8 protein-coding genes, 1 tRNA gene, 3 rRNA genes and 1 riboswitch are annotated in these 14,724 nt (G+C 48.5%); of the genes, 10 read left to right on the top strand and 2 right to left on the bottom strand.

The features are described from left to right. Positions 1 to 79: 79 nt before the first annotated feature. Together fabR and A8F97_RS17455 are read left to right on the top strand one after the other, a co-directional pair. A complete protein-coding gene (fabR, locus tag A8F97_RS17460) occupies positions 80 to 709 on the top strand; it encodes an HTH-type transcriptional repressor FabR (RefSeq protein ID WP_033072332.1) in 630 nt (209 codons plus the stop codon). Between the two features lie 23 nt (positions 710 to 732). Continuing rightward, positions 733 to 1,119 carry a YijD family membrane protein gene (locus A8F97_RS17455; protein ID WP_014698479.1) on the top strand — a complete coding sequence of 129 codons (387 nt, stop codon included), beginning with the start codon at positions 733 to 735 and terminating at the stop codon, positions 1,117 to 1,119. Positions 1,120 to 1,160: 41 nt separating this feature from the next. Here A8F97_RS17455 and trmA read toward each other — a convergent pair whose 3' ends face one another. Then, positions 1,161 to 2,264 (bottom strand): tRNA (uridine(54)-C5)-methyltransferase TrmA, encoded by a 1,104-nt coding sequence (gene trmA / locus A8F97_RS17450; protein ID WP_033072331.1) that lies wholly within the window; start codon positions 2,262 to 2,264, stop codon positions 1,161 to 1,163. 131 nt (positions 2,265 to 2,395) lie between these two features. Continuing rightward, positions 2,396 to 2,626: riboswitch (cobalamin riboswitch) on the top strand. Between the two features lie 66 nt (positions 2,627 to 2,692). Here trmA and btuB point away from each other — a divergent pair. The 8 genes from btuB (at position 2,693) to birA (ending at position 13,315) form a co-directional block, all read left to right on the top strand. Then, the gene (gene btuB, locus A8F97_RS17445) at positions 2,693 to 4,549 is read left to right on the top strand and encodes a TonB-dependent vitamin B12 receptor BtuB (RefSeq protein ID WP_033072330.1); all 1,857 of its coding nucleotides are present in this window, start codon (positions 2,693 to 2,695) and stop codon (positions 4,547 to 4,549) included. Continuing rightward, entirely contained in the window at positions 4,494 to 5,351 is an 858-nt protein-coding gene (gene murI / locus A8F97_RS17440; RefSeq protein WP_033072329.1) for a glutamate racemase, read from the top strand. Before btuB ends, murI begins: the two co-directional genes overlap by 56 nt. Before the next feature lie 378 nt (positions 5,352 to 5,729). Beyond that, positions 5,730 to 7,272, top strand: a 16S ribosomal RNA gene (locus A8F97_RS17435). Between the two features lie 140 nt (positions 7,273 to 7,412). After that, positions 7,413 to 7,488: transfer RNA gene (locus tag A8F97_RS17430), tRNA-Glu, on the top strand. Positions 7,489 to 7,722: 234 nt separating this feature from the next. Next, a 23S ribosomal RNA gene (locus A8F97_RS17425) occupies positions 7,723 to 10,630 on the top strand. Between the two features lie 140 nt (positions 10,631 to 10,770). Continuing rightward, positions 10,771 to 10,886 (top strand): 5S ribosomal RNA (gene rrf / locus A8F97_RS17420). Together the 16S, 23S and 5S rRNA genes with 1 tRNA gene alongside form the textbook arrangement of a ribosomal RNA operon. A 435-nt stretch (positions 10,887 to 11,321) precedes the next feature. Then, positions 11,322 to 12,359, top strand: coding sequence for a UDP-N-acetylmuramate dehydrogenase (gene murB / locus A8F97_RS17415; protein WP_033072328.1), 1,038 nt, complete (start codon positions 11,322 to 11,324; stop codon positions 12,357 to 12,359). Next, a complete protein-coding gene (gene birA / locus A8F97_RS17410) occupies positions 12,356 to 13,315 on the top strand; it encodes a bifunctional biotin--[acetyl-CoA-carboxylase] ligase/biotin operon repressor BirA (RefSeq protein WP_012822026.1) in 960 nt (319 codons plus the stop codon). The genes murB and birA overlap by 4 nt, the downstream gene beginning before the upstream one ends. A 28-nt stretch (positions 13,316 to 13,343) precedes the next feature. Here the strand turns inward: birA and coaA are convergent, their stop codons facing one another. Beyond that, entirely contained in the window at positions 13,344 to 14,294 is a 951-nt protein-coding gene (coaA, locus tag A8F97_RS17405; RefSeq protein WP_012822027.1) for a type I pantothenate kinase, read from the bottom strand. Between the last annotated feature and the right edge of the window lie 430 nt (positions 14,295 to 14,724).

Genomic DNA, 14,724 nt, shown 5'->3' with positions numbered 1-14,724 from the left:
AAACTTTGTCTCATTCTGCGGACAATAAAGTTTGCTATAGTGCCCCTCTGGAAAGGGGAGAGATCATTTGGGCAGCATAATGGGTGTCAGAGCACAACAAAAAGAACGGACTCGTCGTTCCCTTATCGAAGCTGCATTTAGCCAGTTAAGCGCTGAACGCAGCTTTACCAGCCTGAGCCTGCGTGAAGTCGCTCGCGAAGCGGGTATTGCGCCGACATCGTTCTATCGTCATTTTCGTGACGTGGATGAACTGGGGCTGACAATGGTCGATGAAAGCGGGCTGATGTTGCGCCAGTTAATGCGTCAGGCTCGGCAGCGTATCGCCAGAACGGGCAGCATTATCAGAACGTCAGTTTCTACCTTCATGGAATTTATCGGCAATAACCCTAATGCGTTCCGGCTATTACTGCGTGAGCGTTCGGGGACGTCGGCGGCTTTTCGTGCGGCAGTAGCGCGAGAGATTCAGCATTTTATCGCTGAGCTGGCGGATTATCTTGAGGTAGAAAATCACATTCCCCGCAGCTTCGCGGAAGCGCAGTCGGAAGCGATGGTGACCATTGTTTTCAGTGCGGGAGCGGAAGCCTTAGATGTTTCCCTGGAACAGCGCAAGCAGTTGGAAGAGCGGCTGGTGCTGCAACTGCGGATGATCGCCAAAGGGGCTTATTACTGGTACAGAAAAGAGCACGACAGTAGCTTTACTGTGCCATAAATCAACATGAGAAGGGAGAAACCATGACAGAAAAACCTCATCAAGAAAAAGGTACACTGGTATTGGCGCTGATTGCGGGCCTTTCCGTCAACGGCGCATTCGCCGCCTTGTTCAGCAGTATTGTTCCGTTCTCGATTTTTCCTCTGATTGCGCTGGTATTGTCCATTTACTGCCTGCATCAACGTTATTTGCACCACAGTATGCCGGAAGGCATTCCGATGCTGGCGGCGGCTAGCTTTCTGCTGGGCTTATTGATTTACAGTGCCATTGTGCGCGTTGAATATCCCGCCATTGGATCGAACTTTATTCCTTCAATTCTGAGCGTCGCATTGGTTTTCTGGATTGGTTTGAGACTGCGTCGTAGAAAAGCCACGGAGTCAGTATCAGCAGAAGAGAGTGAAACACTGTAGCAGGCGCATTCTGGCGGGGTCGCCCGCCAGAATAGGTGCGGTTACTGACGTTTCTCCAACAGCACGCCACACTCCATATGATGGGTGTAAGGGAATTGATCGAACAGCGCCAGACGGCGAATGTCGTGAGTTTCCGATAGCGTTTGCAGGTTATTGCTCAACGTTTCCGGGTTGCAGGAAATATAAAGAATACGCGGATACGCCTGCACCAGTTTCACCGTTTCGTCATCCAGTCCGCTGCGCGGCGGGTCAACAAAAATGGTCTCGCACTGGTAGCTTGTCAGGTCGATACCCTGTAAGCGCTTAAACTGACGTACACCCTGCATGGCCTGCGTAAATTCTTCTGCCGCCATGCGGATAATCTGCACGTTCTCTATCTGATTCGCGGTGATGTTATATTGCGCAGCGGCGACGGATGGCTTGGCGATTTCCGTCGCCAGCACGCGCTCGAAGTTTCTTGCCAGCGCGAGTGAAAAATTGCCATTACCGCAATATAGCTCCAGTAAATCCCCCTTCGAGCTTGCTGTTGCATCCAGCGCCCATTCCAGCATCTTAATATTTACTGCGGCATTCGGCTGCGTGAAGCTGTTTTCTACCTGTCGATAAATCATATTCCGACCAGCAACTGGCAGGCATTCATCGACATAATCGCGATCGAGGCAGATTTTGGTTTTCGTCGCGCGACCAATCAACTGTAGGTTGAACCCTTGCGCCGTCAGGCTATCGCGCAGTGCACAGGCGTGCTCCTGCCATTCCTCGTTCAGTGCGCGATGATACAACAGCGAAACGATCACTTCGCCGCTTAGGGTCGACAGATAGTCTATCTGGAACAGTTTGCGGCGTAGAACGGAATCGGGCTGGATGGCGGCAAGCAGTTTCGGCATCAGACGATTTATCAGCTCGCTAGCAGCAGGGAACTTATCCACCCGGATGCGTTGTTTGGTCTGCTGGTCAAACATGATGTGGTAAAGCTCGTCACCATCGTGCCAGATACGGAATTCGGCGCGCATCCGATAGTGGCTGACGGGAGAACGGAAGACGACAGGCTCCGGCGCGTTGAAAGGCGCCATCATTCCACGCAGACGCTCCGTTTTCTCTGCAAGCTGGTCGTCATAGTCTTCAATGGGCAGGATTTCTGGCGTCATGGTTTTCTCGTCAACAGCGTCTAAAAGGGTGTTATTGGCCGGGAATTGTAGGGAATCCGGCCAGGAAGTCCAGTTTTGTTACGTGATTATCCTGTAGTGATATAGAAGTCTAGACTTCCACAATTCGCGACTGTAGGATGAGCGTCCGGCCTTGTACCACAAGTTAAAAGGGAATCCAGTGTAAATCTGGAGCTGACGCGCAGCGGTAAGGAATGCCCCGGCGATAGCATTATTATGCAGACACTGTCTTCAACTTTTGAGGATGGGAAGTCATCGCTTTCGTTGTATCCTCTACCGTCGTTGACGGTTTGTGGTAACAACGGCATCCAAGCCCGAAGACCTGCCGGAATACGTCGCAATTGGTTCTGCATATCGCGTGCTATTAACAGAGCCTGCGGCATCCTTATTATTTCTCGGATGCTTTAACAATGATTAAAAAAATTTCGCTGCTGACGGCGCTTTCCGTCACGGCATTTTCTGGCTGGGCACAGGAAAACAGTTCATCTCCAAATTCGTCATCGGAAAAAAATGCCGATGACATGGTAGTCACAGCAAATCGTTTCGCACAGCCGGTTTCTTCGGTGTTGGCTCCTACGACTGTAGTGACAAGAGAAGATATAGACCGTTGGCAGGCAAAAAGTCTGACTGATGTTATGCGCCGTTTGCCGGGTGTGGATATTGGGCAGAATGGTGGATTAGGGCAAAAAAGCTCGTTGTTTATTCGTGGGACTAACTCTAGCCACGTTCTGGTGCTTATCGATGGTATTCGGTTGAATCAGGCGGGTATTAGCGGTTCATCTGATCTTAGCCAAATTCCCCTCTCACTGGTGCAGAAAGTTGAATATATTCGAGGCTCACGATCTGCGGTTTATGGTTCTGACGCGATTGGCGGTGTAGTGAATATCATCACTACCAGAGAGAAGAATGGTACGACGGTTTCCGCTGGTATCGGCTCTAATGGATACCAATCTTATGACGGTGCGACGCAGCAAGCGTTAGGTAATAGTACAACAGCGACATTGGCTGGTAATTATACATATACCAAAGGATTTGACGTTGCCGCTTCAGATGCACCGCGTCAGCCAGATCGTGACGGATTTATGAGTAAATTACTCTATGGCGCGGTCAGTCAACAGTTTAGTGATGAGTTTAGCGGCTTTTTGCGTGGCTATGGCTATGACAACCGTACTGATTATGACGGTTTTGGGGGGCAGGACACACGCCAGCTCTATGGTCAAACTTGGGATTCTGGCTTGCGTTATCAAAGCGGACTTTATTCCACACAACTTATCGGAAGCTATAGCTATAGCAAGGATTATGACTACGATTCGCAAAAAGGCCCATATGAGCGCGGTGCGACGTTAGTTGATTCTCAACAATACAACGTGCAGTGGGGCAATACGCTGCAAGTCGGTACGGGTACTGTGAGTGCTGGCGTTGACTGGCAAAACCAGATCATAAAGCCAGATTCAACCAACGTTAACCGGGAAGAACGCCAGCACAACACGGGTATTTACCTGACTAGTCAGCAGCGCTTTGCTTCTATAGTGCTTGAAGGCTCTGTACGTGGTGACGATCAATCTGAATTCGGTTGGCATAACACTTGGCAAACTGGGGCATCCTGGGAGTTTATTGATGGCTATCGTTTAATTGCTTCTTACGGCACTGCGTTTAAAGCGCCAAATATGGGGCAGTTGTATGGCAGATCAGGGAGTAATCGAGAACTTCAACCTGAAGAGAGTAAACAGTGGGAGGGGGGAGTTGAAGGCCTTAGTGGGCCAGTCACATGGCGCGTTTCTGGATATCGTAATGATATTGATAATCTAATCACTTCAACGAGTGGGACCAACTGGGTTTTTCAAAATATAGATAAAGCTGAAATTAAGGGGATTGAAGCAACAGCCACTTTTGATACCGGACCCGTGAGCCATCATGTTAGCTATGATTATGTTGATTCACGTAACGCTATCACTGATGAGGCTTTGATTCGCCGTGCTAAACAGCAAGTTAAATATCAGTTGGATTGGCAGTTCTACGAGTTCGATTGGAGCGTGGCATACCATTACCTCGGTCAGCGCTATGATAAAGATTTCAGCACATTTCCTGAACGCTCTGTCAAACTTGGCGGCGTAAGCCTCTGGGATCTCGCCGCCTCATATCCAGTCACCTCACATCTGACAGTTCGTGGTAGAATCGCCAACCTGTTTGATAAAGATTATGAGACGGCATATGGCTACCGCACGGCAGGGCGAGAATACTATCTCACTGGAAGCTATACCTTCTAACCTGCCATCCCGACCTACGGTTCTGGTGTTTGATTCCGGCGTAGGCGGGCTGTCTGTTTATAATGAGATCCGGCAACTCCTGCCGGATCTTCACTATATATACGCCTTCGATAATGAAGCGTTTCCTTATGGTGAGAAATCACAGCAGTTTATTATCGAGCGCGTGGTTGAGATTGTTAGCGCAGTCCAGCAACGTCATCAGCTCGCATTGGTTGTGATTGCTTGCAATACGGCGAGTACGATTTCCCTTCCTGCTTTACGTGAACGTTTTACTTTCCCTGTCGTGGGCGTCGTCCCAGCCGTTAAACCTGCGGCTAAGTTGACGCGCAACGGCGTTGTTGGCCTATTGGCGACGCGTGCAACCGTTCAACGCCCCTATACACACGAGTTGATTGCCCGTTTTGCGACGGATTGCCAGATTTTGTCGCTGGGTTCGTCAGAGCTGGTTGAATTGGCAGAGGCTAAATTGCAGGGGGAGACAATCTCAATTTCTGAACTGCAAAAAATTCTGCGTCCTTGGTTACGTCTGCCTGAGCCACCAGATACGGTTGTGCTCGGGTGTACGCATTTCCCATTGTTAGCAGAAGAGCTGAAAATGGCATTGCCAGAAGGGACGCGTCTTGTTGATTCTGGCGCGGCTATAGCCAAAAGAACGGCATGGCTGATTGCTAATCTGGATAATCCTCCACTTTCTACCGATAAAAATCTGGTTTATTGCCTGACGATTACGCCTAAAGTAGCCACGCTGTGGCCGATATTGCAGCGCTATGGCTTCGATTCGCTGGAAAAACTGCCACTTTAATCGTTTTATGGGTGAATAGTAGACAAACGGAAATTATTTTGCATTTAGCGCTTGTCAGCCGCCGAGAAGTCCCTATAATGCGCCTCCACTGACACGGCAACAGCGACACGCCGTTGTGGTGACAGGAAAAAGATTTACTAAAGGCGGTCAGTAATGACTTGACTTTAAAGCGGATTAGCATAGTATATGCAGCCCGCGCCACCGAAGAAGTGGCACTGCTCTTTAACAATATAATCAGACAATCTGTGTGGGCACTCACAAGACCGTATCTTAACGATATAAAAAGTCTTGAAGAGTGAACAACAGTAAATTCATTACGAATAAACAGTTTTAATTCTTTGAGCATCGCTGACGAGTTCAGCAAATCAAACAAATCTTAAATTGAAGAGTTTGATCATGGCTCAGATTGAACGCTGGCGGCAGGCCTAACACATGCAAGTCGAGCGGTAGCACAGAAGAGCTTGCTCTTCGGGTGACGAGCGGCGGACGGGTGAGTAATGTCTGGGAAACTGCCTGATGGAGGGGGATAACTACTGGAAACGGTAGCTAATACCGCATAACGTCTTCGGACCAAAGAGGGGGACCTTCGGGCCTCTTGCCATCGGATGTGCCCAGATGGGATTAGCTAGTAGGTGAGGTAATGGCTCACCTAGGCGACGATCCCTAGCTGGTCTGAGAGGATGACCAGCCACACTGGAACTGAGACACGGTCCAGACTCCTACGGGAGGCAGCAGTGGGGAATATTGCACAATGGGCGCAAGCCTGATGCAGCCATGCCGCGTGTGTGAAGAAGGCCTTCGGGTTGTAAAGCACTTTCAGCGGGGAGGAAGGCGATAAGGTTAATAACCTTGTCGATTGACGTTACCCGCAGAAGAAGCACCGGCTAACTCCGTGCCAGCAGCCGCGGTAATACGGAGGGTGCAAGCGTTAATCGGAATGACTGGGCGTAAAGCGCACGCAGGCGGTCTGTTAAGTTGGATGTGAAATCCCCGGGCTTAACCTGGGAACTGCATTCAAAACTGACAGGCTAGAGTCTTGTAGAGGGGGGTAGAATTCCAGGTGTAGCGGTGAAATGCGTAGAGATCTGGAGGAATACCGGTGGCGAAGGCGGCCCCCTGGACAAAGACTGACGCTCAGGTGCGAAAGCGTGGGGAGCAAACAGGATTAGATACCCTGGTAGTCCACGCTGTAAACGATGTCGACTTGGAGGTTGTGCCCTTGAGGCGTGGCTTCCGGAGCTAACGCGTTAAGTCGACCGCCTGGGGAGTACGGCCGCAAGGTTAAAACTCAAATGAATTGACGGGGGCCCGCACAAGCGGTGGAGCATGTGGTTTAATTCGATGCAACGCGAAGAACCTTACCTACTCTTGACATCCACAGAATTCGGTAGAGATACCTTAGTGCCTTCGGGAACTGTGAGACAGGTGCTGCATGGCTGTCGTCAGCTCGTGTTGTGAAATGTTGGGTTAAGTCCCGCAACGAGCGCAACCCTTATCCTTTGTTGCCAGCACGTAATGGTGGGAACTCAAAGGAGACTGCCGGTGATAAACCGGAGGAAGGTGGGGATGACGTCAAGTCATCATGGCCCTTACGAGTAGGGCTACACACGTGCTACAATGGCGTATACAAAGAGAAGCGACCTCGCGAGAGCAAGCGGACCTCATAAAGTACGTCGTAGTCCGGATTGGAGTCTGCAACTCGACTCCATGAAGTCGGAATCGCTAGTAATCGTAGATCAGAATGCTACGGTGAATACGTTCCCGGGCCTTGTACACACCGCCCGTCACACCATGGGAGTGGGTTGCAAAAGAAGTAGGTAGCTTAACCTTCGGGAGGGCGCTTACCACTTTGTGATTCATGACTGGGGTGAAGTCGTAACAAGGTAACCGTAGGGGAACCTGCGGTTGGATCACCTCCTTACCAAAAAGATGTGTGTTAAGTGAAGTGCTCACACAGATTGTCTGATGAAAATACTGAGCAAGCGCACCTGTTGATGTCATGAGTGTAGACTCATGCTGACGCGATAGTGCCGAATTTCTGATTCGGTACGGATTTTTCGTGTCCCCATCGTCTAGAGGCCTAGGACACTGCCCTTTCACGGCTGTAACAGGGGTTCGAATCCCCTTGGGGACGCCAATCCGATAATGAGTGAAAGACATTATCACCGAATATCTTAAAGATGATTCTTTGGAGTCATGTTTACGATATTGCTCTTTAACAATCTGGAACAAGCTGAAAATTGAAACATGACGGCTGAGAAAACACGATGACCTTCGGGTGCGTCGTGATGCATCAGTCTGTCAATGAGTCTCTCAAATAATCGCAGCGCGAACGTGACCTTGATTTATTCAAGACACCTTCGGGTTGTGAGGTTAAGCGACTAAGCGTACACGGTGGATGCCTAGGCAGTCAGAGGCGATGAAGGGCGTGCTAATCTGCGATAAGCGTCGGTAAGCTGATATGAAGCGTTATACCCGACGATACCCGAATGGGGAAACCCAGTGTGTTTCGACACACTATCATTACGTGAATACATAGCGTAATGAGGCGAACCGGGGGAACTGAAACATCTCAGTACCCCGAGGAAAAGAAATCAACCGAGATTCCCCTAGTAGCGGCGAGCGAACGGGGAGGAGCCCAGAACCTGAATCAGTTTGTGTGTTAGTGGAAGCGTCTGGAAAGTCGCACAGTAAAGGGTGATAGTCCCGTACACAAAAATGCACAAGTTGTGAGTTCGATGAGTAGGGCGGGACACGTGACATCCTGTCTGAATATGGGGGGACCATCCTCCAAGGCTAAATACTCCTGACTGACCGATAGTGAACCAGTACCGTGAGGGAAAGGCGAAAAGAACCCCGGCGAGGGGAGTGAAATAGAACCTGAAACCGTGTACGTACAAGCAGTGGGAGCCTACTTGTTAGGTGACTGCGTACCTTTTGTATAATGGGTCAGCGACTTATATTCTGTAGCAAGGTTAACCGAATAGGGGAGCCGCAGGGAAACCGAGTCTTAACTGGGCGTTAAGTTGCAGGGTATAGACCCGAAACCCGGTGATCTAGCCATGGGCAGGTTGAAGGTTGGGTAACACTAACTGGAGGACCGAACCGACTAATGTTGAAAAATTAGCGGATGACTTGTGGCTGGGGGTGAAAGGCCAATCAAACCGGGAGATAGCTGGTTCTCCCCGAAAGCTATTTAGGTAGCGCCTCGTGAACTCATCTTCGGGGGTAGAGCACTGTTTCGGCTAGGGGGTCATCCCGACTTACCAACCCGATGCAAACTACGAATACCGAAGAATGTTATCACGGGAGACACACGGCGGGTGCTAACGTTCGTCGTGAAGAGGGAAACAACCCAGACCGCCAGCTAAGGTCCCAAAGTCATGGTTAAGTGGGAAACGATGTGGGAAGGCACAGACAGCCAGGATGTTGGCTTAGAAGCAGCCATCATTTAAAGAAAGCGTAATAGCTCACTGGTCGAGTCGGCCTGCGCGGAAGATGTAACGGGGCTAAACCATGCACCGAAGCTGCGGCAGCGACGCTTAGGCGTTGTTGGGTAGGGGAGCGTTCTGTAAGCCGTTGAAGGTGGCCTGTGAGGGTTGCTGGAGGTATCAGAAGTGCGAATGCTGACATAAGTAACGATAATGCGGGTGAAAAACCCGCACGCCGGAAGACCAAGGGTTCCTGTCCAACGTTAATCGGGGCAGGGTGAGTCGACCCCTAAGGCGAGGCTGAAAAGCGTAGTCGATGGGAAACAGGTTAATATTCCTGTACTCGGTGTTACTGCGAAGGGGGGACGGAGAAAGCTAGGTTATCCGGGCGACGGTTGTCCCGGTTTAAGCGTGAAGGTGGGTGACTTAGGTAAATCCGGGTCATCGTTAACACTGAGGCGTGATGACGAGTCACTACGGTGATGAAGTAACCAATGCTACGCTTCCAGGAAAAGCCTCTAAGCTCCAGGTAACATCAAATCGTACCCCAAACCGACACAGGTGGTCAGGTAGAGAATACTCAGGCGCTTGAGAGAACTCGGGTGAAGGAACTAGGCAAAATGGTGCCGTAACTTCGGGAGAAGGCACGCTGGCGCGTAGGTGAAGTCCCTTGCGGATGGAGCTGAAGCCAGTCGCAGATACCAGCTGGCTGCAACTGTTTAATAAAAACACAGCACTGTGCAAACACGAAAGTGGACGTATACGGTGTGACGCCTGCCCGGTGCCGGAAGGTTAATTGATGGGGTCAGCCGCAAGGCGAAGCTCTTGATCGAAGCCCCGGTAAACGGCGGCCGTAACTATAACGGTCCTAAGGTAGCGAAATTCCTTGTCGGGTAAGTTCCGACCTGCACGAATGGCGTAATGATGGCCAGGCTGTCTCCACCCGAGACTCAGTGAAATTGAACTCGCTGTGAAGATGCAGTGTACCCGCGGCAAGACGGAAAGACCCCGTGAACCTTTACTATAGCTTGACACTGAACCTTGAGCCTTGATGTGTAGGATAGGTGGGAGGCTTTGAAGTGTGGACGCCAGTCTGCATGGAGCCAACCTTGAAATACCACCCTTTAATGTTTGATGTTCTAACGTAGGCCCGTGATCCGGGTTGCGGACAGTGTCTGGTGGGTAGTTTGACTGGGGCGGTCTCCTCCCAAAGCGTAACGGAGGAGCACGAAGGTTAGCTAATCCTGGTCGGACATCAGGAGGTTAGTGCAAAGGCATAAGCTAGCTTGACTGCGAGAGTGACAGCTCGAGCAGGTGCGAAAGCAGGTCTTAGTGATCCGGTGGTTCTGAATGGAAGGGCCATCGCTCAACGGATAAAAGGTACTCCGGGGATAACAGGCTGATACCGCCCAAGAGTTCATATCGACGGCGGTGTTTGGCACCTCGATGTCGGCTCATCACATCCTGGGGCTGAAGTAGGTCCCAAGGGTATGGCTGTTCGCCATTTAAAGTGGTACGCGAGCTGGGTTTAGAACGTCGTGAGACAGTTCGGTCCCTATCTGCCGTGGGCGTTGGAAGATTGAGAGGGGTTGCTCCTAGTACGAGAGGACCGGAGTGAACGCACCACTGGTGTACGGGTTGTGATGCCAATTGCATTGCCCGGTAGCTAAGTGCGGAAGAGATAACCGCTGAAAGCATCTAAGCGGGAAACTTGCCTCGAGATGAGTCTTCCCTGGACACTTGATGTCCCTGAAGGGCCGTTGAAGACGACGACGTAGATAGGCTGGGTGTGTAAGCGTAGCGATACGTTGAGCTAACCAGTACTAATGACCCGAGAGGCTTAACCTTACAACACCGAAGGTGTTTTGTGGGTGATGAAAGACTCATAGATTTTGATGTTCAGCTTGTTCAGAGATTGGTTCTGGTGGTTACGGAGATGACAAAGAAAAAAGTCATGTAAAGTAACGGTTGGAATGAAACAGAATTTGCCTGGCGGCGATAGCGCGGTGGTCCCACCTGACCCCATGCCGAACTCAGAAGTGAAACGCCGTAGCGCCGATGGTAGTGTGGGGCTTCCCCATGTGAGAGTAGGGAACTGCCAGGCATCAAATAAGTGAAAGACCCCTGTCGAAAGACAGGGGTCTTTTGCTATGGGAAATTTTTTTGCCCGGAAGACCATGAGGTTAGTATAAATAACAGCCTTCGCTGCACTTATAGACGGCTAGTTTGAAGCCATTGGTGGATAAAATTAGCCACTTGCTCTGGCTTATTGATATCAAGCACTGGCAGTATGGTATCTGTCTCGGAGTTCTGGGGCGGATTTGCACGTTGCGAAGCAACGGCCAGAAGGGGGCAGACAGGACGCCCGCCATAAACTGCCAGGCATCAAATTAAGTGGAAAGCCCCTGTCGAAAGACAGGGGCTTTTTGCGTTAACGTTTATTTACTGCGAGTATTCTATGGCAAAAGACCGTCGGCATCTTGCGTAGATCAGGTAGACTATGTGCATCTGAATATCCGAATTAATAGGTATTTCTATCATGGTGCCGAGAGTTATTTCATTGAAGTCTCATAATTCTTTCTCATTATCTGTTTCTGCATCTCGCATTACGATTGCGGATACTCAGGAGAAGTTGATCGAAGGATGGCGCCTCGCTAGTGCATCGCAAGAGCCTGTTTTATTGCTAGGAGAAGGAAGTAATGTTCTTTTTCTGGAAGATTTTTTAGGTACTATTCTGCTAAATCGGCTCAAAGGTATAAATATTCGCGAAGAAAGCAATGGTTGGTATCTTCATGTTGGTGCGGGTGAAAGTTGGCATCAATTAGTTGAATATACGCTTAAATGTGGCATTGCCGGATTAGAGAATCTGGCGTTAATTCCTGGATGTGTAGGGTCTGCACCGATACAGAACATTGGAGCATACGGTATCGAATTACAACATGTCTGTGATTACGTGGAATTGTTGGATCTGACTAAAGGTAAAACCATGCGTCTTACCGCTGAGGAATGTCAGTTCGGTTACCGTGAAAGTATATTTAAGCATCAATACCGCTCTGGGTTTGCGATTACCGCAGTAGGGCTTTTTTTAAAGAAAGAGTGGAACCCAATACTGAATTATGGTGATTTGGCAAAACTGAATCCTGAGACTGTTACGCCACAGCAGGTTTTTGATTCTGTATGCAATATGCGTCGAAGCAAACTCCCTGATCCAATAGTGACAGGTAATGCAGGTAGCTTCTTCAAAAACCCTATTGTTACACAACAGCATGCTAAAGATATCTTACGAGAATATCCAAATGCGCCTCAGTATTTACAAGCTGATGGCAACGTTAAATTGGCGGCTGGATGGTTAATCGATCAGTGCAAGCTTAAAGGGTTTCAACTCGGTGGTGCCGCTGTTCACGAGCAACAGGCATTAGTTCTGATCAATAAAGGGGACGCAAAAAGCTCAGATATTGTCGAGCTAGCTCGTTATGTCCGTAATCAAGTCGATGCAAAATTCTCTATACGGCTGGAACCTGAGGTCCGCTTTATTGCTGCGTATGGCGAGGTTAATGCCATCGAGGTATTATCATGAAAGATATTACAGTTCCTCTTAAATTAATTAAGATTCTCTCTGATGGTGAATTTTACTCCGGTGAAGTACTGGGTGAAATGATGGGGATGAGTAGAGCTGCTATTAATAAACATATTCAAACTATACGTGACTGGGGAGTCGATGTTTTTACTGTAACAGGTAAAGGTTATTCTTTACCGGTACCTATGCAGCTATTAGATAAAGAAGCCATCCTCAAAAATCTACCAGAGGGGGGAGTAACAGTCCTCTCTGTCGTTGATTCTACTAACCAGTATATTTTAGAACGATTGGACACATTACTCTCCGGTGACGCGTGCCTTGCTGAATATCAGCAATCTGGTCGTGGTCGTCGGGGTCGGCAATGGTTTTCACCCTTTGGGGCGAATTTATATCTGTCCTTATATTGGCGCCTAGAGCAGGGACCTGCCGCCGCTGTTGGGGTTAGCCTGGTTATCGGTATCGTCATGGCTGAAGTGCTACATAAGCTTGGTGCTGATGGTGTGCGGGTTAAATGGCCCAATGATTTATATCTAAAGGATCGAAAATTAGCTGGCATTCTTGTTGAATTGACTGGAAAAACGGGCGATGCAGCTAATTTGGTGATTGGTGCAGGCATTAATTTGCAAATGAGAGAACCGGCTCCAGATACCATTAATCAAGGCTGGATAAATTTACAAGAAGCAGGCATAGACATTAATCGTAATACACTTGCTTCAACTCTCATTTCTGAGTTGAGAGGGGCTTTGGCTATCTTTGAACTACAAGGTCTTGAGCCATTTATTTCTAGATGGGAAGAATTGGATAACTATTTTAATCGTCCAATTCGTTTGATTATCGGTAATCGAGAAATATACGGAATTGATCGTGGAATAGATCGTCAAGGCGCATTGTTGTTAGAACGTGATGGCCTAGTCACGTCATATATTGGCGGTGAAATTTCGCTGCGTGGTGCATGAAAAAAGGGGAGACCCCCTTTTTTCATATCTATTTTCTTAACCGAACACACTCAACGGCGTGGTTAGCGCTCTTGGTCATGATGAGGCTTGCTCTTTCCCGAGTAGGTAGGATATTTTCTTTTAAATTAAGGCCGTTGATTTCTTTCCATAATTGAGAAGCAATGCCAACAGCTTCTTCTTCTGCCAGTTTTGCATAATTATGGAAATATGAGTTTGGATTTGAGAATGCGCCCTGCCTGAATTTCAGAAAACGATTTATATACCATGTTTGAAGCAGCGCTTCTGGTGCATCGACATAAATAGAAAAATCCACAAAGTCGGAAACAAAAACTCTATGTGGATCATGTGGATAGTCCATTCCGCTTTGTAAGACGTTTAAGCCTTCCAATATTAAAATATCAGGTTGTTCCAACAGTTTATTATTATTGGGAACAATATCATATGCTAGATGAGAATATGTTGGGGCCGTGACTTGATGCGCTCCTGATTTTATATCAGAAACAAACTTCACCAGACTATGCATATCATATGATTGTGGAAAGCCTTTTTTCTTCATCAAATTACGTTCTTTGAGCACTTTATTTGGATGAAGAAATCCATCTGTTGTAATTAATTCTACACTGCGATGTTCTGGCCAGCGACTTAATAGTGCTTGGAGTACACGGGCAGTGGTACTTTTTCCGACTGCAACACTGCCTGCAATGCCGATTATATAAGGTATTTTTTGGCCATCAGTCCCTAAGAACTGCTCAAGTACAGCCTGACGACGTAAGTTAGAGCTGATATAAAAATTGAGTAGGCGAGATAGCGGCAGATAAATTTCTGCGACTTCATCTAATGAAAGATCTTCATTAATTCCTTTTAGCTTAATGATCTCCTCTTCTGTCAGCGTTAACGGGACAGAATCGCGCAAGGCGGCCCATTGGCTGCGATTAAACTGTAGGTATGGCGTGGCCAAAGATTGCTCTCTATTGCTCATAAGTCGTGTTCTGCCTGCTTAACAGGTAAGAAAAGGAACTCTTAGCCTAGCGAAGAAAGCGGGCTGCTAGCTTAGCCAACGCAATGATCGCTGCACCTTCTCTTGTGTAATAAATTTTTTGATAATGGGCAGGTTAACACTTTGCTGATAGAAATAAGAAGAGAAAATCGGTTCTGTCGCGGATGCTTCTGTATTTGCACAGTCAGGGCCGCTAGCTGACAGTTATTTTTACCTAAACCATTCACAACAAAGATACGTTGATAATGGATGGATGTCGGGTGGCAATGGCCAAGGCTTCCGCAAGGAAGCTTACTTGAGTATCTAAATTGGATAGCTTCCTAAATTTATCTCTAACCAAACAACATGTATTCCAAATCTATTCGCTTCAGAAAGCGAACAAAATAGCATCTGTCAATGCAGAGTTTGCTCT

The sequence above is a fragment of the Pectobacterium parmentieri genome, from assembly GCF_001742145.1.
GTDB classification, from domain to species: domain Bacteria; phylum Pseudomonadota; class Gammaproteobacteria; order Enterobacterales; family Enterobacteriaceae; genus Pectobacterium; species Pectobacterium parmentieri.
This window is presented reverse-complemented; position numbering and strand designations above follow the sequence as displayed.

Coding starts and splice junctions, on each gene's coding strand:
- fabR (WP_033072332.1), top strand. CDS start 80: ATGGGTGTCAGAGCACAACAAAAAGAACGGACTCGTCGTTCCCTTATC.
- trmA (WP_033072331.1), bottom strand. CDS start 2,264: ATGACGCCAGAAATCCTGCCCATTGAAGACTATGACGACCAGCTTGCA.
- A8F97_RS17455 (WP_014698479.1), top strand. CDS start 733: ATGACAGAAAAACCTCATCAAGAAAAAGGTACACTGGTATTGGCGCTG.
- murB (WP_033072328.1), top strand. CDS start 11,322: ATGGTGCCGAGAGTTATTTCATTGAAGTCTCATAATTCTTTCTCATTA.
- btuB (WP_033072330.1), top strand. CDS start 2,693: ATGATTAAAAAAATTTCGCTGCTGACGGCGCTTTCCGTCACGGCATTT.
- birA (WP_012822026.1), top strand. CDS start 12,356: ATGAAAGATATTACAGTTCCTCTTAAATTAATTAAGATTCTCTCTGAT.
- coaA (WP_012822027.1), bottom strand. CDS start 14,294: ATGAGCAATAGAGAGCAATCTTTGGCCACGCCATACCTACAGTTTAAT.
- murI (WP_033072329.1), top strand. CDS start 4,494: ATGGCTACCGCACGGCAGGGCGAGAATACTATCTCACTGGAAGCTATA.